19 protein-coding genes are annotated in these 19,868 nt (G+C 51.0%); 18 read left to right on the top strand and 1 reads right to left on the bottom strand.

Features of this window, described 5'->3' with window-relative positions; translation table 11 throughout:
- Positions 1 to 141 precede the first annotated feature (141 nt).
- The 15 genes from PBOR_RS34680 (at position 142) to PBOR_RS34610 (ending at position 17,111) form a co-directional block, all read left to right on the top strand.
- Positions 142 to 1,188, top strand: coding sequence for an LCP family protein (locus PBOR_RS34680; RefSeq protein ID WP_042218700.1), 1,047 nt, complete (start codon positions 142 to 144; stop codon positions 1,186 to 1,188).
- Positions 1,189 to 1,377: 189 nt separating this feature from the next.
- Positions 1,378 to 1,803, top strand: coding sequence for a CBS domain-containing protein (locus tag PBOR_RS34675; protein ID WP_042218698.1), 426 nt, complete (start codon positions 1,378 to 1,380; stop codon positions 1,801 to 1,803).
- A 247-nt stretch (positions 1,804 to 2,050) separates the two neighbouring features.
- The gene (locus PBOR_RS34670; RefSeq protein ID WP_171717780.1) at positions 2,051 to 2,353 is read left to right on the top strand and encodes a MazG-like family protein; all 303 of its coding nucleotides are present in this window, start codon (positions 2,051 to 2,053) and stop codon (positions 2,351 to 2,353) included.
- Between the two features lie 6 nt (positions 2,354 to 2,359).
- Entirely contained in the window at positions 2,360 to 3,277 is a 918-nt protein-coding gene (locus PBOR_RS34665) for a DUF2232 domain-containing protein (protein ID WP_042218696.1), read from the top strand.
- Positions 3,278 to 3,288: 11 nt separating this feature from the next.
- Positions 3,289 to 5,301: a DHH family phosphoesterase gene (locus PBOR_RS34660; protein WP_042218695.1), complete on the top strand. Its 2,013-nt coding sequence runs from the start codon at positions 3,289 to 3,291 to the stop codon at positions 5,299 to 5,301.
- Positions 5,298 to 5,744 carry a 50S ribosomal protein L9 gene (gene rplI / locus PBOR_RS34655; protein ID WP_042218694.1) on the top strand — a complete coding sequence of 149 codons (447 nt, stop codon included), beginning with the start codon at positions 5,298 to 5,300 and terminating at the stop codon, positions 5,742 to 5,744. Before PBOR_RS34660 ends, rplI begins: the two co-directional genes overlap by 4 nt.
- Position 5,745: 1 nt before the next feature.
- A complete protein-coding gene (dnaB, locus tag PBOR_RS34650; RefSeq protein WP_042218692.1) occupies positions 5,746 to 7,107 on the top strand; it encodes a replicative DNA helicase in 1,362 nt (453 codons plus the stop codon).
- A gap of 405 nt (positions 7,108 to 7,512) precedes the next feature.
- Positions 7,513 to 8,799: an adenylosuccinate synthase gene (locus PBOR_RS34645; protein WP_042218690.1), complete on the top strand. Its 1,287-nt coding sequence runs from the start codon at positions 7,513 to 7,515 to the stop codon at positions 8,797 to 8,799.
- Positions 8,800 to 8,995: 196 nt separating this feature from the next.
- On the top strand, positions 8,996 to 9,655 hold the full coding sequence (locus PBOR_RS34640) for a hypothetical protein (RefSeq protein ID WP_157764188.1): 660 nt from the start codon (positions 8,996 to 8,998) through the stop codon (positions 9,653 to 9,655).
- Between the two features lie 297 nt (positions 9,656 to 9,952).
- Positions 9,953 to 11,494, top strand: coding sequence for a M23 family metallopeptidase (locus PBOR_RS34635; protein ID WP_042218686.1), 1,542 nt, complete (start codon positions 9,953 to 9,955; stop codon positions 11,492 to 11,494).
- 173 nt (positions 11,495 to 11,667) lie between these two features.
- Positions 11,668 to 12,399, top strand: coding sequence for a response regulator YycF (yycF, locus tag PBOR_RS34630; protein WP_042218683.1), 732 nt, complete (start codon positions 11,668 to 11,670; stop codon positions 12,397 to 12,399).
- Positions 12,399 to 14,231: a cell wall metabolism sensor histidine kinase WalK gene (gene walK, locus PBOR_RS34625; RefSeq protein WP_042218681.1), complete on the top strand. Its 1,833-nt coding sequence runs from the start codon at positions 12,399 to 12,401 to the stop codon at positions 14,229 to 14,231. The genes yycF and walK overlap by 1 nt, the downstream gene beginning before the upstream one ends.
- Positions 14,228 to 15,520, top strand: a complete 1,293-nt coding sequence (locus PBOR_RS34620) for a YycH family regulatory protein (protein WP_042218680.1) — start codon at positions 14,228 to 14,230, stop codon at positions 15,518 to 15,520. The genes walK and PBOR_RS34620 overlap by 4 nt, the downstream gene beginning before the upstream one ends.
- A 27-nt stretch (positions 15,521 to 15,547) precedes the next feature.
- Positions 15,548 to 16,288: a two-component system regulatory protein YycI gene (gene yycI, locus PBOR_RS34615; protein ID WP_042218678.1), complete on the top strand. Its 741-nt coding sequence runs from the start codon at positions 15,548 to 15,550 to the stop codon at positions 16,286 to 16,288.
- 16 nt (positions 16,289 to 16,304) lie between these two features.
- Positions 16,305 to 17,111 carry an MBL fold metallo-hydrolase gene (locus PBOR_RS34610; RefSeq protein ID WP_042218677.1) on the top strand — a complete coding sequence of 269 codons (807 nt, stop codon included), beginning with the start codon at positions 16,305 to 16,307 and terminating at the stop codon, positions 17,109 to 17,111.
- Here the strand turns inward: PBOR_RS34610 and PBOR_RS34605 are convergent.
- Positions 17,080 to 17,286 (bottom strand): hypothetical protein, encoded by a 207-nt coding sequence (locus PBOR_RS34605; protein ID WP_042218675.1) that lies wholly within the window; start codon positions 17,284 to 17,286, stop codon positions 17,080 to 17,082. The genes PBOR_RS34610 and PBOR_RS34605 overlap by 32 nt on opposite strands.
- A 356-nt stretch (positions 17,287 to 17,642) precedes the next feature.
- On the opposite strand from PBOR_RS34605, the gene PBOR_RS34600 reads away from it, so the two are divergent.
- The 3 genes from PBOR_RS34600 (at position 17,643) to PBOR_RS34590 (ending at position 19,808) form a co-directional block, all read left to right on the top strand.
- Entirely contained in the window at positions 17,643 to 18,890 is a 1,248-nt protein-coding gene (locus tag PBOR_RS34600) for a S1C family serine protease (RefSeq protein WP_042218673.1), read from the top strand.
- A 394-nt stretch (positions 18,891 to 19,284) separates the two neighbouring features.
- Positions 19,285 to 19,485: a cold-shock protein gene (locus PBOR_RS34595; protein WP_019914582.1), complete on the top strand. Its 201-nt coding sequence runs from the start codon at positions 19,285 to 19,287 to the stop codon at positions 19,483 to 19,485.
- Between the two features lie 92 nt (positions 19,486 to 19,577).
- Entirely contained in the window at positions 19,578 to 19,808 is a 231-nt protein-coding gene (locus tag PBOR_RS34590; RefSeq protein ID WP_039295880.1) for a cold-shock protein, read from the top strand.
- Positions 19,809 to 19,868: the final 60 nt, after the last annotated feature.

Genomic DNA, 19,868 nt, shown 5'->3' with positions numbered 1-19,868 from the left:
AAGGGGGAACAATATTATTAAGCAGGGCAGCGCATAGCAGCAAGAAGAGCCCAGTCATGACTGTCTGGAAGACCAGGCAGGCATTGTAAATAGAGAACGGCCATCATATGTACAATCCACCATAAAGAAGGAATTATAATTATGAAAAAAATAAAAAAAATGAAGAAAAGATACATTGCGCTTATCGTAGTTCTGGTCATATTGGCGGGAGGATTTTTGTTCCAGAAGCCGCTTGCGGTGCTGGCCTTTGATCTCTTTTTGTCGGATCAGGTGGAAACCAAGCTGGCGGAAGAATCCTACCAGCCTTTGGAGAATAACGGTACAACAACCACAACGGTTAAGCCTGCACCGGTAGTGTATAAAAGCGATCCGTTCTCTTTAATGCTCTTAGGCACAGACCAGCGGGGCAATGAAGTAGCACGGTCAGATACGATGATCTATGCGGTCATCCGCCCGGAGGATTATAAAATTCTGCTGATCTCGATCCCCCGTGACACCTACACAGAAATTATCGGACATGATGATAATAAGAAAGATAAAATCACGCATGCTTATGCTTTTGGCGGACAGCAAATGGCTAAAGATACCCTGGAAGCACTGCTTGGTCATGATATTCAATATTATGCCACAATTAATTTCCAAGGCCTGAAGGATGCGGTTGACGCTATTGGCGGTGTTCCGCTGCCGATCAAGAAGGATATTGTCAACAAAGGTGCGGACCATGAGAAATTCACTATTAAGGCCAATAAGTCGAATTATAGCGGTGAAGAGGCGCTTAATTATACACGCTACCGCGAGGACAGCGATTTCAACCGGACCAAACGGCAGCAGGTATTTATTGATGTTGTAGCGAATAAAATGTTATCAATCAGCCAAATCGGCAACATCCCTGAGCTGCTGGATATTATGGGTGATAATTTCAAAACCGACATACAGCCTTCCACGATTATCAGTCTGGCCAAGAAATTCATGGGCGGCAAGGACATGGATATCTCCAGCTTCACGGTGATGGGCGAAGGAGAGCGCATTAATGGTGTGTACTACGATATTGTTGATGAAGAGGATCTGAGTGAAGCTAAGGCCATGATCGATAACTGGATGAATGCCAGCACACCGGTTGACCAGCTGATTGAACCAGGCAAAGCAGAGAATGCTCTGGAGCCTGCGGCTACAGCTACGGCCCAGTAAGGTCGGGCAAGTACATTTCTGTCCACCATAAAAACAGCAGCCATGCGCAAGGTTAATGGCTGCTGTTTATTGTCTTCATGGTATAATGAAGTGGAACTAATTGCTGTCTCAGGCGTATAACTACGGTGGGCCTTGCAGCACGGAAGGTAGAGTACCATTCCTTCGGAAATCTTTGAGGAGGATCAAGAGATGAATATTGCGTTTTTTTTACTTCCGAAACAGGAGGTAGCCTGCGTCACACTGGATTCGACGCTGCGCCAGACCTTGGAACGGATGGAGTTTCACCGCTATACCGCAGTGCCGATTCTGAACCGGAACGGGGAATATGCCGGAACGGTCACAGAAGGTGATTTGCTCTGGTACATGAAGGAGTCAGGCGGCGCCGTTACTTTTGAGAATGCTTCCAAATATCTGCTTAAGGATGTACCGCTGCGGATGAATAATCTGCCGGTCTCGATTGATGCGGATATGGAGGACTTGATTAATCTGGCCAAGGTGCAGAACTTTGTGCCTGTGGTCGACGACATGAAAAGGTTCATTGGTATCGTGCGGCGGAGTCAAATTATCGAATATTGTGAAAAGTTTGTTTCGCGGCAATCTCAGGAATCGTTGTAACCTCATCATAATGGCGACAAATGCTTAAGGAACCAAGGCCTGTATTTCCGGCGTAACGGAATGCGGGCCTTTTTTGAAAGGCAGACTTTGGATACCTTCTGCTGTACTGTAAAGCCCATAAATATTCGCCGGATTTAAGGCTCCGCTATGCGGATGATCCGGCAGGCTGGCGTCCGTGTGGCTCGGAAATATTTATGCTATAATGGAGAATAATGCTTTTTGCCGGAGGTAGAGAGACGTGCCCAATGTGCCGAAGGACCTGGATGTGGCCAAACGCGCCAAGGTAATTGAGTGGTTAAAGACCGAAGTAATCGATCAAGTCTCAAGGTTATTCAAAGCGTTGTGGGAAGGCAGTACCGCCCGTGTAGGTGACAGCCTGGCCAGCCTGATTATGAGCTCATATATATTGGGGCGCAGACTTGGTATCCCTTATCGTGAACTGGATGATTTGCTAATGGAGAAGCTGCGTAAGCACAGGCAGGAAGGCCATCAGCTGGAAGAATGGTACCAGGATATATCTGCATTAGAAGAACATATGCGTAAGAGGTGAATACTGTTGAAATTTCGCTGGACATCTGTGGCTTGGAGCATAGCTTATCTGCTGCTGCTGTTATCCCTGTCAACTCCACTACTGCTTATCACGACACTGTTTATGATTATCCCGGCCATAGTGCTCTTTACTACCCTTAGCACGAAGCAGTTTATTCTGCATATTGTGCCAGTCCTGCTGATTGTGGGGCTGATTACACCGTTTTACGTTTTAATAGCCATTTATTTCCTGATACCGGCCCTTGTAATGGGACGCTGGTATAAGAAACGCGCTTCAGCGTTGTCAACGCTAATTGCCGGTATGGTGGCGGTATTAGGTGAATTCCTGCTGATCCTGCTAATCAGTACTACATTGCTGCAGTTTAACTTGTACGATTACGTATACGATGTTCTGCAGACTTATACGGACTGGCTGGCCACTATGGGGGCAAGCAACCCTCTGCTCTCCGAGATCACCATCTCAACGGATCAGATTGGCATGATGAGCTGGATGACCATTCAGGCTATTCCGATGACGCTCATTCTTAGCGCATTCATCATAGCTGTCATTACGCATTCCATTGTCCGTCCGATTCTAAACAGCATGGAATATGCGGTGCCAAGACTGAAGCCTGCACGGGAGTGGAGACTGTCCAGAGCTTTCATCTGGTATTATCTGCTCGGAGTTGTGCTCAGCCTGCTCTTCGGCGGTGCGGACAGCGGCTTCATGCTGATGGTCTCGGCTAATCTGCTGCCACTGCTGCAAATTGCATTCAAGATTCAAACCATCGGTTTCCTCTTCTTCCTCATACATGAACGGAAGTGGAGCAAGATAGTAGCGCTTCTGCTGGCGATACCTGTTATCGCTCTGCCGGGATTCTGGATTATCGGTGTTGTGGATCTGGCGTTTCCGCTGCGGGAGCTTGTGAAGAAATCGAAACGATAGGGTGAGAGCTCATGCCAAAATTTCTGCAAAGACGCTGGCACGGGTATCATACCGTGTGGGCGTTCTTGCTGCTGCTGGTCCTGATTATAGTGGTCAGTATCTATAACTGGGTCCTCGGTGTTGCCAGCCTCTTTCTGGCCGGCACATTGTGTTTCACCATGCTGCAGGCCGAGCTGTCGTTCCGCCGCAACCTTGTAGATTATATTAACGGCCTCTCCTTCCGCATCAAACGGGTGGAAGGTGAGGCTGTAAGTATGCTTCCCTTAGGAATTATCCTGTACAGTGAAGACCGTACAGTGGAGTGGAATAACCGCAATGCCAGCCAGATCTTCTCCCGCAAGACACTTGTGGGTGAAGAAATGCAGGAGCTGATGCCTGATGTCATCGCTTCTCTGCCTAATGTACCGCTGAAACGGGAACCGGTCAAAGACGGCAAAGACGGCGCGCTGAAGGATCACCGCCAGGAGATTACGGTCGACGACCGTTATTATCAGGTTGTGGTGATTCCAAGTGAACGTCTGCTCTATTTATACGATATCACCGAGCTGGTGGTCCTGCGTGAGCGGTATGAGGAAGAAAAGCTGGCCATCGGCATCGTAATGATGGACAATCTCGATGAAGCAGCCCAAGGCATGGACGATCAGCAGCGCACGTCGCTGATTGCGAAGGTTGCCAGCGAGATCACGGAGTGGAGCAAGCAGTTTGAAGTGTATCTTCGCCGCCTGTCCTCAGAGCGCTATCTGATGCTGCTGAACCACCGGAGTCTGCAGGCGCTCGAGGAGAGCCGGTTTGTTGTACTCGACGAGGTTCGCGAGATGACGGCTGATCTCAAGGTGCCGATGACACTGAGCATAGGCCTTGCCTATGGCGCAGAATCGGCCAGTGAGCTCGGAGCTCTCGCCCAGTCGAGTCTCGATATGGCGCTGGGCAGAGGCGGAGACCAGGCGGCTGTGAAGGCGGGCCAGCGGCTCTCCTTCTATGGCGGCAAGAGCAATGCAGCGGAGAAACGGACGAGGGTGCGGGCACGGGTGATTGCCCATGCCCTGCGCGATCTGATGCAGGAGAGCGACCGGGTGCTGATTATGGGGCACAGGGTGCCTGATATCGATGCTGTAGGTGCGGCAATCGGCCTGCTCAAGGCAGCGCAGATGTACAATGTGGAAGCCAGTATTGTGATGGAGACGCCGAACCCGTCTATTACCCGCATGATGGAGCAGATCCGTAAGGATGAGGCGTTGTACAAGACCTTCATCACGACCGAACAGGCTCTTCAAGTAATGACGGAGCATACGCTGCTGATTGTTGTAGATACGCATAAGGCTTCCATGACCATGGAGCCGCGGCTGGTGCAGTACGCGAGCCGGATTGTAGTGGTAGATCATCACCGCCGGGGAGAAGAGTTCATCAATGATGCAGTGCTCGTGTATCTGGAGCCCTATGCTTCATCAACCTGTGAGCTGGTGACCGAGCTGCTACAGTATATTCACGACAAGATCAGGCTCAGTCCGCTGGAGGCTACCATGCTGCTGGCCGGGATTACGGTCGATACGAAGCATTTCGCGCTGCATACCGGATCGCGGACCTTCGAGGCAGCCGGATTCCTGAGGCGTGTCGGGGCAGATACGATTCTGATTCAGCGCATGCTGAAGGAGGATCTGCAGGAGTACATCTCCAAGGCGGAGATTATCAAGCACGCGCGGATGGTATATGACCATATCGCGCTGGTGGTCACTGCGCCGGGAATGAAAATTCCACAGCTGCTGATTGCCCAGACAGCGGATACGCTGCTGGGGATGACCAATGTGGTTGCCTCATTCGTGATCAGCGAGCGGCCTGACGGCCTGATCGGCATCAGTGCCCGGTCACTGGGACGGATGAATGTGCAAGTGGTTATGGAGAAGCTGGGCGGCGGCGGACATCTGTCGAACGCGGCTGTACAGCTTGAAGGAACCAGCAAGGAAGCAGAAGCCAGACTGCTTGCAGTCCTGGCCGAAATCGAAGCGAAAGAGGGGCTATTCGAATGAAGGTCATTTTCATTAAGGATGTTAAGGGGCAAGGCAAGAAAGGTCAGGTTAAAGAGGTATCGGAAGGTTATGCAGCCAACTTCCTGCTGCCGCGCGGACTGGTTCGTCCGGCTACCGACGGCAATGTGAAGACGCTGGAGAACCAGGCGGCAGCGGAACAGCGCCGTAAGGACCAGGAGAAAGAGGAAGCTGTTCAGCTCGGCAAGAAGCTTGATGAGCTGACATTAACCCTGAAGGCTAAAGCGGGCGAAGGCGGCCGCCTGTTCGGCGCAATCACCAGCAAACAGATCGGCGAAACCCTGGCAGCTACGCAGGGAATCGTAATTGATAAGCGCAAGATTGAGCTGAGTGATCCAATCCGCCATGTTGGCACGTTCCAGGTAACAGTGAAGCTGCACACTGAAGTAAAGGCTAACCTCACGGTGCAGGTAACGGAGGAGTAACATGGGTGGAGATCTCTTTTTCGATCGGATTCCCCCGCAGAATCTAGAGGCAGAACAGGCCGTACTAGGTGCGGTTCTGCTGTCGGATGAAGCGCTTATTACCGCGATGGAGCGGGTGAATACCGAAGACTTCTACGACAAACCGCATCAGATGATATTTGAGGCGATGGTGCAGCTCGGAGAAGAGAGCCAGCCGATTGACCTGATTACATTGACTTCCCGGCTCCAGGACAAGGGGGAGCTTGAGGATATCGGCGGTGTCAGCTATTTGGCTAAGCTGGCGCATGCAGTGCCGACTGCGGCCAACGTTGACTATTATGCACAGATTATCGAAGAGAAGGCGATGCTGCGGCGGCTGATCCGTACAGCAACGCAGATTGTCAGCGAAGGGTATACGGGCGGCGAAGATGTAGGCATCATGCTGAGTGATGCCGAGCGGCGGATCCTGGAGATCTCTAACCGCCGCAGCGGCAGCGGGTTCATTGCCATCCGTGATGTGCTGATGCAGGTATTCGACCGGGTGGAACTGCTCCATCAGAACAAAGGCGGCACTTCGGGGATTCCCTCCGGCTTCGCCGATCTTGACCATATGACCAACGGTTTCCAGCGTAACGACTTAATCATTGTGGCTGCCCGTCCATCCGTAGGGAAGACGGCATTTGCCTTGAACATCGCCCAGAATGTTGCGGTCCGCGCCAAAGAGACCGTAGCGATCTTCAGTCTGGAAATGTCGGCACCCCAGCTGGTACAGCGTATGATCTGCGCAGAAGCCAACTTGGATGCCAATATTATGCGTACCGGTGATTTCAAAAGCGATGATGACTGGTCCAAGCTGACCATGGGCATCCAGTCATTGTCTGAGGCTGAAATTTATATCGACGATACACCCGGTGTTACCGTTACAGATATCCGCGCGAAATGCCGCCGGCTGAAGAAGGAAAAAGGCCTCGGCATGATTGTCATTGACTATTTGCAGCTGATCCAGGGCCGCGGTAAAGCCGGAGAGAACCGCCAACAGGAAGTATCCGAAATCTCCCGTACCCTGAAGCAGATCGCCCGTGAGCTTGATGTTCCGGTTATTGCCTTGTCCCAGCTCAGCCGTGGTGTGGAGCAGCGTCAGGACAAACGTCCGATGATGAGTGACCTTCGTGAATCGGGCTCGATCGAGCAGGATGCCGATATCGTAGCGTTCCTGTACCGTGATGATTACTACAACCAGGATACCGAGAAGAAGAATATTATTGAAATCATTATCGCCAAACAGCGTAACGGTCCGGTAGGCACGGTGGAGCTGGTGTTCCTCAAGAACTTTAACAAGTTCGTCAACTACGAGCGGGCACACTCGGAACCCTTCGCAGGTTAGGCGGATTTCGCACAATACACGAACGATCGCACATATTCACATGTGATCGTTCGTTTTTATTTGACTTTAAAAAGTGCCGCTGTTACACTGATTATTGTGCTTTGGCGGGCTAGCCCGCCTAGTGTCCGGAGGGCTGCGTACATAAGAAGCGCGTACAGAGCCCATATTACAAGTGGAAACGGCTTCGCTGTCCTAAAGGGGCGGCGGGTTTCAGCGGGAAATAGAAGGATAATTTATAGCTTAATCATGTAGATTCTTCTATTTCAAGTAGAACCAGCTCTGCAGTCCTGTTAAAGGGACGGTGGGGGTTCAGCGGGAAATAGAAGGATAATTTATAGCGTAAGCATATAAATTCTTCTATTTTGAAAAATAATGGTGCTTGCTAGCACCTACGGAGGAATGAACATGTCAACGGTAGTCGTCGTGGGAACACAATGGGGAGACGAAGGCAAAGGAAAGATCACGGATTTTCTGGCAGAGAGTGCAGATGTGGTCGCTCGGTATCAAGGGGGTAACAATGCCGGTCACACGATTCTGATTGACGGAAAGAAGTTCAAGCTGAGCTTGATTCCATCAGGTGTATTTTATAAAGAGAAAACTTGTGTTATCGGCAACGGAATGGTTATCAATCCAGAAGCCCTGATTCAAGAAATTAATTATATTCATGAGAATGGCTTTGATACGAAGAACCTCGTGATCAGCGACCGTGCCCATGTCATTATGCCATATCATATGCTGCTGGATGCGCTTGAAGAAGACCGCAAGGGTCCGAACAAAATCGGGACAACACGTAAGGGTATCGGCCCGTGCTACATGGATAAAGCTGCCCGTAACGGTATCCGTATTGCCGATCTGATGGATGCCGAGGAATTCGAACTGAGACTTCGTCCATTAATGGAAGAGAAGAATCAGGTCATCACTCAGGTATACGGAGCGGAACCCCTGAATGTAGAAGAAATTCTGACCAAATATCTGGAGTATGCAGAAGTGCTGCGCGGTTATGTGACGGATACTTCGGTGGTGCTGAATGATGCTATTGATGCAGAGTCCAGAGTATTGTTCGAAGGTGCACAAGGTGTAATGCTTGATATTGACCAAGGAACTTATCCGTTCGTAACTTCATCGAATCCATCGGCAGGCGGGGTCTGCATTGGTTCGGGCGTTGGCCCGTCCAAGATCAAACAGGTAATTGGGGTGGCTAAAGCTTACACTACCCGTGTTGGCGACGGTCCGTTCCCTACAGAACTGAACGATGCTACTGGTGATTATATCCGTGAAACAGGCCATGAGTACGGTACTGTAACCGGACGCGCACGCCGTGTGGGCTGGTTCGACAGTGTAGTTGTGCGTCACGCCCGCCGCGTCAGCGGAATCACGGGTCTGTCCCTGAATTCGCTGGACGTGCTGAGCGGCCTTGAAACCGTCAAGATCTGCACAGGCTACAAGTTCCGCGGTGAGATCATTACGCATTACCCGGCCAGCCTCAAAATGCTGGCGGAATGCGAAGCTGTCTATGAAGAGCTTCAAGGCTGGAGCGAGGATATTACTGCGGCGAAGACACTGGATGATCTGCCGGCTAACACACGCAAATATGTAGAACGCGTATCCGAGCTGACAGGTATTCCTATCTCCATCTTCTCCGTTGGCCGTAACCGGGAACAGACGAATCAGGTACTGCCAATCTATATCTAGATTGAAGCAGAATGAATATGAATTACAGGAGCAGGGGCCTCGGGGGAGGCTCCTGTTTTTGTATGTTTGCGGCGATAGCCTGCTTTTCTATGGATCATAGACGTTTCCCGGGCCGGGTTCTAGTCAATACTGAGAGAATAGGATCACCAAGGACTGATTCTCCGGAGATGGAATAGAGCAAGGGCATAAGGGAGCGATGATGATGAAATTAGTGAAACGGGCGCTTGGCGTATGCCTGATTGTTGTGCTGGCCAGCGGGCTGTCCATGCTGACGACTGCGTATGTGGTCAATACGTACATTCAGTCGGTACTGGCGGGTTTCGATATTAAGGTCGATGGGCCAGAGCCGGGAATGCTTGGCTTCGTGAAGAGTCTGACGGGGATGGGAAGCAGCAGCGGTGCCACAACCAAAGGTGCTGAGGATTCAATTAAAGAGGCAGACTCAAGCAAGGTGGACGGAGAAAAAGGAACTGGCGGAGATCCCCCTGCGGGTGACACTGGGGATACGGTAGACGAAACGGTGCCGGAGGATGCACTGCCTGTAATGGGCCAAGCGGCGGCCGGAGAAGAACAGAGTGACAGTGCGCTGGATCAGGAGCTGGTGATGACGCCAGGCGCAATCAATGACTTGAAGGAGAATCTTCCTGCGGATGAGAAATCCAATATCTTCAATATTCTGATGAATAAGCTTCCGCAGGAGGAAATGCTAAAAATTTCCTCTGCTATGGAAGGCGGGTTGACAGAGAGTGAAGTAAAGGAACTGCAGGAGATCATTGCGAGGTATGTGGATGAGGCTGAATATGAGTCCTTGATGAAAATGCTTACACCTGATTCTGCACCCTCCACGCAAAATTAAAAAATGTCACTTTTTGGACACGATATATCTGTTTAAAGCGCATAATTTTGGATTAAACCCGCGATTTTCGCGGGTTTTGTTGTGTGAAGAAAGTTGAAATTTTTCTTCAGGCTATGGTACAGTAAAAAAGGACTATGAGGGGTTAATATTTTGTAACCTTTTCCGGGCCCAAAAAAGCAGCAATATTCATACTCATGCAAACAGATAAATAGATGACGTACAACATATAAAAGGGGCTCTAAAAATAAGTTTATCCGCTAAGGCGGACCGTATGGGCGGACTGAAAGGGAGAGTTTCATGAAAGGATTTAAGTTTATGCGCCGGATGGGGAAACTGCGGAACAGTGAAGAAACATCCGCAGGTTCCGGTGCAGCAGGTCAACAGGGCAATAGCACTGCCAGCGAAACCCGGGTCTTTCATCCCGAAACCAAACCACGCAGACTCCGGCGTTCATGGATTGTAGCTACTGCCGGTCTGGTTCTTCTGACTACCTTCTTAGTCGGAGCAGAGAAGAAGCATGTAGCGGCGAATACAGTAACCTACTACAAGGTGCTGGTGAAAGGCGAAGAGATCGGAACTTTAAGTCAGGAATCAGACCTTAACAAGCTGTTTGAAGCGAAGAGACGGGAATATCAGCTTAAATATCCTGATTCCGTCATGGTGCTGCAAACCAGCGGTATCACAACAGAGGCGCTGGAGGCTTACAAGCCTGAGATTGACAGCGAAGCTACACTGGACAAGCTGGACGGCATGCTCAAAGCTTATGCGGTAGGCGTAGAATTAACGGTCGACGGCAAGTCGCTCGGGATCGTGAAGGATCAGGAGACGGCAGCCGCAGTACTTGAGGCCGTGAAGGCGCATTACACTCCGCAGGCTGCAGCCACTGACGCGAAGCTGATGAAGACGGCGGCCAAGACGACAGCAGCATCAGCTAATGCAGACATAGTGGAATCGGCGGCTATCCGCGAGGAAGTCAGCATAGTTCCGGTCAAAGCAGACCCCAATAAGGTACTTAGTGTAGAGGATGCCGTGAAGGTGCTGACTGAAGGCAAGGAAGAGCCGCTGGTCTATTCAGTTCAAGAAGGCGACACGGTCTCTGCTATCGCATCCAGATTCCAGATTACCCAGGCAGATATCTTCCGCAACAATCCTGCGGTCAAGGAGCTCAGCCTGCAGATCGGGGATCAATTGCAGCTCACGGTTCCCCAGCCGGATCTCACGGTCGTGACTGTAGAGCAGGTAAGTGAACAAGTAGTTACGGAGCCTGAAGTTATTGTACGCAAAAGTGATCAGCTGGCCGCAGGGAAGCGAAAGGTGGTACGTGCCGGACAGACGGGACTTAAGACGATGCAATACAGGCTGACCAAAGAAAATGGACTGGTCGTCAAAGAAGAGTGGCTGGGTCAGACTGTTGTGAAGGCTTCGCTGCCTGAAGTGGTCTATTCGGGTACAAAGGTTGTCGGTGAAGGAACGGGAATGTTCGCCTGGCCGGTTACCGGAGCTACGATATCCAGCAGTTACGGCGAGCGTTGGGGACGAGCACATAAGGGACTGGATATTGTATCCGGCAACCGTACAATCAAAGCCGCTGATGCCGGTACGGTAAGCTTTGCCGGTGTGCAGAGCGGATACGGTAATGTGGTTATCGTCAATCACAACAACGGATACGTTACTTACTACGGACATTTAAGCAGAATCTCCGTTTCTGTCGGACAAAAGCTTGGACAGGGCAGCCAAATTGGAATTATGGGCAGTACAGGCCGCTCCACCGGAACACATCTGCATTTCGAAATCCGCAAGAATGGAACAGCAGTCAATCCAATGAAATATCTGAAATAATATATAATTCATAAGCTCCGCTAATATAAACACCAGCCGTCCGGATGATTTCGGGCGGTTTTTATTTAGAAATATAAGAATGTACAGGTTTCATACGATGTGACGCCCGGACAGGTATGTTAAAATAAAGGAATCAAGGACCCTAGTATCGTTAGAAAGGTGAAGCGGAGCATATGCAAATGGGCACGATTCTAGTAGTGGATGATGAACAACCTATTGCTGATATATTGAAATTCAATCTGGAAAAAGAGGGCTATGAGGTTATCTGTGCTTTTGACGGCAACAGTGCTGTAGAGCTGGCTCTGTCCAGACGCCCGGACCTGATGCTGCTCGACCTGATGCTGCCCGGCAAGGACGGGATGGATGTGTGCCGTGAGGTGCGCTCTGCGCATCTGGATATTCCGATCATCATGCTTACCGCCAAGGACGGAGAGATTGATAAGGTGCTGGGCCTGGAGCTGGGTGCCGATGATTATGTGACCAAGCCGTTCAGCACCCGTGAGCTGCTGGCCAGAGTCAAAGCCCAGATGCGCCGCCAGCATAAGCCGGCCTTGTCCGAAACGCTGAGCGAAAGCGTGGAGAGCAAGCAGGGGGTATATCATTTCGGCTTATTTATCGATACGGATATGTATCTGGTCTACAAAGACGGCGAACCGCTGGATCTGACGCATCGTGAATACGAGCTGCTCTATTATATGATCCGTCATGCCGGCAAAGTAATGACCCGGGAGCATCTGCTGCAGGCCGTATGGGGCTTCGAATATTTCGGTGATGTGCGGACCGTGGATGTAACGATCCGCCGGCTCAGAGAAAAAATTGAGGAGAATCCCAGCAAGCCGGAATATATATTTACACGGCGCGGACTCGGTTATTTGATGCATAGCCCCAAAAGCGGAGGGCTGTGATGAAAGCACTGTCCTTTTTCCGGACGATTCAGGCCAGGCTTATCGTTATTTATGTGCTGCTGATTCTGATTGCGATGCAGCTGATCGGCGTGTATTTCGTCAGCTCCATGAAGAATTCACTGACAGATAATTTCACCAAGGACCTGAAGGCGCGGGCGGAGATGCTCTCGATCCTCACTGCCGACAAATTCGGGAGTGAGACGGGCACGGCAGATGAAGAATCTGCTGTGGAAAGTCTGCGCGGCATGGTGAACAATCTGTATATTAACGGCGCTGAAATTCAGGTGCTGGATGCGAGCGGCAAGATTATTACCACTTCAGTTCCTTCGCAGAACGATTATGTGGGCCAGCGCAATACCCAGACTGTTGTCAGCCGCGCCTTGCAGGGGATCAGCGACAACGAAGAATATATCATCGCGGATGACAATGTGCGCAAGAAGGTTGTGGCCAAGCCGGTGATTTCCGGTGACAAGGTCGTAGGGGCGATCTATATCGCTGCAGATATGAAGGATTTATATGCCACAATGAGCCGGATCAACAGCGTATTCCTCTCGGGGCTGCTGCTGGCGCTCGCCCTGACAGCGGTGCTGGGGGTTATACTCGCGCATACGATCACCCATCCGATTAAAGAAATGACCAAGCATGCCACTGCGGTGGCGGAAGGCCGCTTCAACCGGAAGGTTCCCGTCTTCGGCAATGATGAGATTGGCCAGCTGAGCCAGGCTTTCAACTATATGACGGACAGGCTGCGCGAAGCGCTGTCGCAGAATGAAGAGGAGAAGGAGAAGCTGTCCTCCATCCTGGCGAATATGAGTGATGGTGTGGTCGCGACGGATGAGAGCGGTGCAGTCATTCTGATGAACACCCGCGCCGCCTTGATGCTGGGTGCGGAAGGGCCGCTTCCGGAAGGAGCGCCGCTCGATGAGCTGCTTGGACTTGACCATGAGCAGTCAGGGTCGCTGGCTCAGGGCAATGCCCAGTCGGCAATGCTGCATCTGTCCCCCATGGGCGGAGAGGACCCTAATATTGTGCGGGTCACCTTCACCCCGATTCACCGCCGTGAAGGCGGGCGGATCGCAGGGACGATTGCGGTGCTGCAGGATGTCACCGAGCAGGAGAATCTTGAAGAGTCCCGCCGTGAGTTCGTGGCGAATGTATCCCATGAGCTGCGGACGCCGCTTACGACGATTAAGAGCTATGCGGAGGCACTGGATGATGGTGCGCTGGAGGATCCGCAGCTGGCCGTGCGGTTTGTCGGGGTCATCCGCAACGAGACAGAGCGGATGATCCGGCTGGTTACCGATCTGCTGCATCTGTCGCGCCTGGATTCTAAAGAGTCCAGTCTGCGTATTCAGCAGACGGATATCTCCGAGATGCTGGAGGATGTGGCTGACCGCTTCTCCTTCCAGATCCGCCAGAAGCGGATTCATATCAGCACCCGAGTGCACAAGGAGATAGCCACTGCCTGGCTGGACCGCGATCAGATTGATCAGGTGCTGGGCAATCTGGTCTCCAATGCCCTGAAATATACGCCGGAAGGCGGTACGATCCGGCTTGAAGCGCATAAGACTGAGGACGGAATGCTCGCAGTTTCTGTACGCGATTCCGGGATCGGGATTCCGAAGAAGGACATTGAACGCATATTCGAACGCTTTTACCGGGTTGATAAAGCCCGCTCGCGGAATATGGGCGGCACGGGTCTCGGGCTGTCCATTGCCCGGGAAATTGTCAAAGCGCACGGCGGCTCCATTTCCCTGCAGTCTGAGCTGAATGAAGGCTCACTGGTAACGTTCACGCTGCCTTTGATGAAGCATAGGGGGAGTGAGGCGTGAAGGAGAAAATCAAGTCATGGATGCTGGTCTTGCTGATACTCGGAAGCCTCGTGGAGAGTTATTACCTGATTTACAGGCTGCCGGGCAGCGACTCGGCGGTGTTATCGGAGAATCTGTATGTGAAGACCGATATTATGGGCCCAAAAGAAAAGGTCGAGAACCTGCTCTATCCTGATAAAATGATTATTCATATGGGCGAGGATAAGCATACGCTGTTCTACCCCAGCTCAACCTTCTATAATCTGATTCTGAACCGGCTGAAGGGGCGCAGCTTCGAGAGCTTCCAGCGCCGCTCTGTGCAGGATTTCGACTGGAATAAGATCCGCAGGGAGAATCCGGGTATTGAGCTGTCCTTCGGGTCAGGGATTCCGGTAACGCTGCTGCAGCGGGTGATGCAGATCTCGCCGGATTCGCTGTTTGAAGGAGAGAGCATCGACCGGATCTGGATTTACAATATCAAGAATGATTCCAAAGCACATGCCATCTTCTTCAGCACACGCGGTGATATTGTGTATGAGGCGGCGAAGGCGGACCTGACGGTGCAGGACGTGCAGCAGCATGTGGACTTCGGCAAGAACCTGACACCTTATACCGCTGTGAACGGCGAGTATTATGTGCCTGAGGCGGCAATTCCGCTGGTTGAGGTAGTGATGCCTGCGGGTATGTATACCATTGAGCAAATGCAGAGCAATCTGTTCTTCGATGCGGGCAGCACAAGATATATTCCTGAGAAGGACGGCTCCAAAATCTACACTGACAGCAAGCGCAGCCTGCAGGTGGATCAGGAGCAGAACTGGATGAGCTATAGCGATCCTGCCGCTCTTCCGGACGGAGACAGTACACCGGCGAAGGATGCGCTGGAGGCGGTGGATTTCGTCAACATGCATGGCGGCTGGAACGGAACCTACAGGCTGGCGGCTACAGAAGAAGGCCGGCAGGACCGCAAGGTATCTTTTCAGCAATATTACGGCGCCTACCCGTCGGGTTCCTATCCGATCATGAGTGATTCTCAGCTCCAGTACGGAGTGATTCATCTGGAGCTGCAGCAGGGGACCGTATCCTCTTATGAGCGCTCCCTGATGTATATGGATGAAGAGAAGTCGGAGAAAACAATTGTTGAGCTGTCCGGGGGCGAGGCACTGAAACAGCGTCTTGCCCAGATTGGAAGCTCCCTGCGGATTACTGATCTGACCCCCGCCTATATGCCTACGCTGACAGGGGAGAAGCTTAAGCTTCATCCGGTCTGGCGGGTTACGCTCAGCGACGGCAGTGTGCTGACGCTGAATTAGATTAAGATTATCCAAGGAGGAAACGGTATGGACTGGGGAAGAGCCAAAAGTGTATTAATCTACGCCTTTCTGGTGCTGAATCTGCTGCTATGCTATCAGCTATGGATAGATGTGCGCGATCAGGTCAGTGCGGGGCTTGACTTCACTTCCCTGTCCGCAGAAACGCAGGCGGTGATGGAGGAGAAGGGCATCCGGCTGCTGTGTCCGATTCCGGCTGCCACTCCGCAGCTGCCTGATATCACGTACCGCTATTCCGGAGAAGAGCAGAACGAGGTGCCGGTGAAGCTTAACGAGCCGATCGACAGCAAGCTGATGTATTCCTCTTTCTCCGAACTGAGCAGCCTGCTGGAGAGCCAGATTACGGATATTGCGAATTACCGCTTTGATTCACAGGAGAGCGAGGTGGGCAAGTTCGTGCTTCATCCGCTGGTGGACAATAAGTGGTCGCTGTTCAGAGTAAGGCTGGAGCTGATTAACAGTGACCAGAAGATTGTGGCGTACCGTTGGCCGCAGATTGAGATCGGTGCCAGCCGGAGCGATAATCTGCAAAAGGTGCTTCCGGCCTCGCAGGCGCTCAGCAGCCTGATCGAAAAGTATTTCCCGGCCAATTCTGCGGTGAAGGAGATTGAGCTTGGCTATTACGGTGAATTATTCAACTCCGAGAGTCAGGTGGCTTCTCCGATGTGGCGGTTTATGCTGGAGAACGGCAGTGCCTATTACGTGGATGCAATTAGTGCGGACATTATCAGTCCTAAGACAACAGAGTAGAAGGAGCAGGAGAGATATGGGGATTTCATTTACAGTACTGTCCAGCGGTTCTACCGGGAATGTGACGGTGGTGCGTAACGGCGAGACCACGCTTATGATCGATGCGGGTCTTAGCGCGAAGCGCATTGATGAGCTGCTGGCCATGCGCGAGCTGACGGGAGCAGATTTAGACGGGATTCTTGTGACCCATGAGCATTCCGATCATATCAAGGGGCTTGGAGCGATTGCGCGCAAATATGATCTTCCGATCTATGCGAATACCAATACCTGGGGAGCGATAGAGAAGGGAATCGGCAAGATTGCCGAGCATAACCGGGTCATTATGGAAACCGGGCAGCACCGGGATTTCGGCAGTATGCGGGTAGAGTCGTTCGCGATTTCCCATGATGCTGCGGAACCGGTAGCCTACAATTTCTATGACGGCAAGGAGAAGCTGTGCGTGGCGACAGACCTCGGGTATGTCAGCGATAAGGTGAGGACGGCAATATCGGATGCCGATGTGCTTGTGCTGGAATCGAATCATGATATTGAGATGCTGCGGATGGGGCGTTACCCGTGGAATACGAAGCGGCGGATTCTCGGCGATCTGGGGCATTTGTCCAATGAGGCAGCGGGAGCGGCGCTCAGCGAGATACTGACGGGGCGGACCAAACGAACCTATCTGGCCCATTTAAGCAGAGACCACAATATGATGGATCTGGCGAAAATGTCTGTGCGCGGCGCGATGGAAGACCGGGGCTGCTTCTTCAAAGACAGCGAGTTCAGACTCTGTGATACTTATTATGACCGGCCTACGCCATGGGATAAGGTGAGCCAGTCATAAGACGGTCCAGTTCAGCGATTTGGTGCTCCAGCTCCTGGCGGGAGAATAGTCCCTTGGCAATCAGCAGCTCGATCAGTGCACTTTGGACAAGAATCAGATGATAGTGTTCATCCTTGAGATCCCCCAGCTTGCCGATAAACTGTACCAGGTCCATACTTGTTGAGAATGACTCCATAGTCCGGCCCTCCTTTTAGATGAATTGTAGCGGAAATGTAAATATTTCACATGTAATTTAACACAGAAAAAATGTGGGCGGCGCTGTTGCCTGTGATACAATCATATAGAGCGTACTAATACTATTGTAGTCTTTTAAGTTGCAAAATATTCCGTATATAAGCTTATAAACTTTTTAGTAGGTTGAAAGAATAGGAGACACCCCTTGCGCTTAGAACCCACAGGAATGTGGTGAATGAATCAAGTGAAACCTTTTAGCACTTTGTGAAGTCTAAGAGTTATAGCGGTTAAGCTCGGGCGTGGTTGCTTGGCGTTCAGGTCTTGAATGCGGTGGCAATAGAGGGGAGAGGATTTAACGTGGGATTGTTTGATGATGATTTCTATTCAACCAAGGTATCGCGGCGCAGAACCGGCAAACAGGGTGTCTCCAAAGGATACGCCGAAGGGAAATGGTCTGTCCGCAGATCGCGGCGTTCGCTTTCAACCTGGCAGATTTCCCTGATCAGCTCAGTATGCAGTGCGGTTGTGGCTGTATTGCTGTTCAGTCTGGTTACGGGACAGCTGACCGAGGAGAAAGCACAGGCTCCGGCGGTTATTGATAAGGTAGCGGTAAGCAGCGCGGATCCGTATGACCGGATTATTCAGGCTGCTGCGCTTGTCCGCCCGGCGGTGGTCAGCATCATTAACCATAAGGAAGACAACGAAGAACTCAATATTCTCGATGAGTCTGCACTAGGCTCGGGAGTTATCTATAAAAAGGACGACAATAAGGCATTCATCATTACCAATAATCATGTCATTGAAGGCGCCGGCAAGCTGGAAATTGTGACTGTAGACGGCGAGACCCGCAAAGCGGAGCTGGTTGGTGCTGATAAGGTGAGCGATATTGCAGTACTCTCTATTGACGCCAAAGGAATTGACACCGTTGCGCAGATCGGTGATTCCTCCAAACTGCGTCTGGGTGAGACGGTCATAGCGATCGGCAATCCGCTGGGGCTTGGGGATACGCTCACTTCAGGTATTGTCAGCTATACGGAGCGGACGATTCCTGTATCCCTGAATCAGGATGGGGTATACGACTGGGAGCAGGAGGTTATCCAGACCGATGCTGCCATTAATGAAGGCAACAGCGGAGGCGCACTGGTCGATCTGGACGGCAAAGTGATTGGCATCAACACGATGAAGATCTCTGATACGGGTGTGGAGGGACTGGGCTTCGCCATTCCGGCCAATCATGTGATGGAGACAGCTGACGAGCTTACAACCAATGGGAAAATCGCCCGTTCATACCTGGGTGTGTACTCTGTGGATCTGAATAATCCGTATGTACCGCTGGCTGAAGACCAGCGCAAGGAGCTTAACCTTCCGACTACGGTAACCGACGGGGTTGTGGTATTGGATGCAGTGGGACCGGCGAAGGATGCAGGCCTGCAATTCAACGATGTCATTACCAAGTTCGATGATAAGTCGATTACATCCACCTTGGCTCTGCGCAAATATTTGTATGACCACACCAAGATCGGTGATGATCTGCAAATTACATTTTACCGCAATGGTGAAGTGAAGCAGGTGACCGTACAACTTCTTGAGAAACCCGAGGAATAAAACCGGAAGCTGCCGTATATAATAATAGGGCAGTCAGGATAACGGACACGGTTCATGCCGTCCTCTTATGCCAAATATAAGAGGACGGAGCCCGTTTCAAGTCCAAATCAACGGGGTAAACAATGATATCAGCTCTAAATATTACTATTTACGGCAACTGGTAACCCTTACATTGGGAAGAAGACCTTATAAGGGAAAAAACGGAGAAATTCGGATAGGACAGCTTGCCTTTGTTATAAAGGTGTGGTAACATGAAATTATTCATACAATTGATACCTAATTCTCGCATTGAAAAGGGCTGTCAAATGAATTACAACCTTTCTCAATGTGTGAATTTTTTCTTTGTCTGAAGATAAAAAGAACATATTAATTTAAATTTGTGGAGGTAACACACATGCAAACAGGTACAGTTAAATGGTTCAACGCAGAAAAAGGATTCGGTTTCATCGAAGTTGAAGGCGGAAGCGACGTATTCGTTCACTTCAGCGCAATCACTGGCGACGGCTTCAAAACTTTGGACGAAGGCCAACGCGTTGAATTCAACGTTGTTCAAGGCAACCGCGGACCACAAGCCGAAAACGTTGTAAAACTGTAATTAATAGAAGGTGCCGTCCCCGCTTGTGAAAGTTGGGACGGTCTTTTTTTATCGTTACTGAGCTTGTAACATAAAGGAAGGGAGGAACGGCAATGAACTACCGGAAGAAGCCTTTGGAGGAAGTACCGGAAGAAAATACCGCAATATGGGCCTGTACCAACGATGGATGTAACGGATGGATGAGGGATAATTTCGCATTTGAGCATGCGCCTTCTTGCCGTCTCTGTCATTCCCCCATGGTTCGTAGCATGAAGATGCTGCCGCAATTGCTTAATTCGAATGGCGATCTCAAATCGCTTAAGAAAGGTATTTCCATTACCTAAACCAATGCCTTTATGAACCAAGACAACTATAAATGATGAACAAATTCAAGACGGCGAAAC

The sequence above is a fragment of the Paenibacillus borealis genome, assembly GCF_000758665.1.
In the GTDB taxonomy this organism is placed as follows: Bacteria; Bacillota; Bacilli; order Paenibacillales; family Paenibacillaceae; genus Paenibacillus_AQ; species Paenibacillus_AQ borealis.
This window is presented reverse-complemented; position numbering and strand designations above follow the sequence as displayed.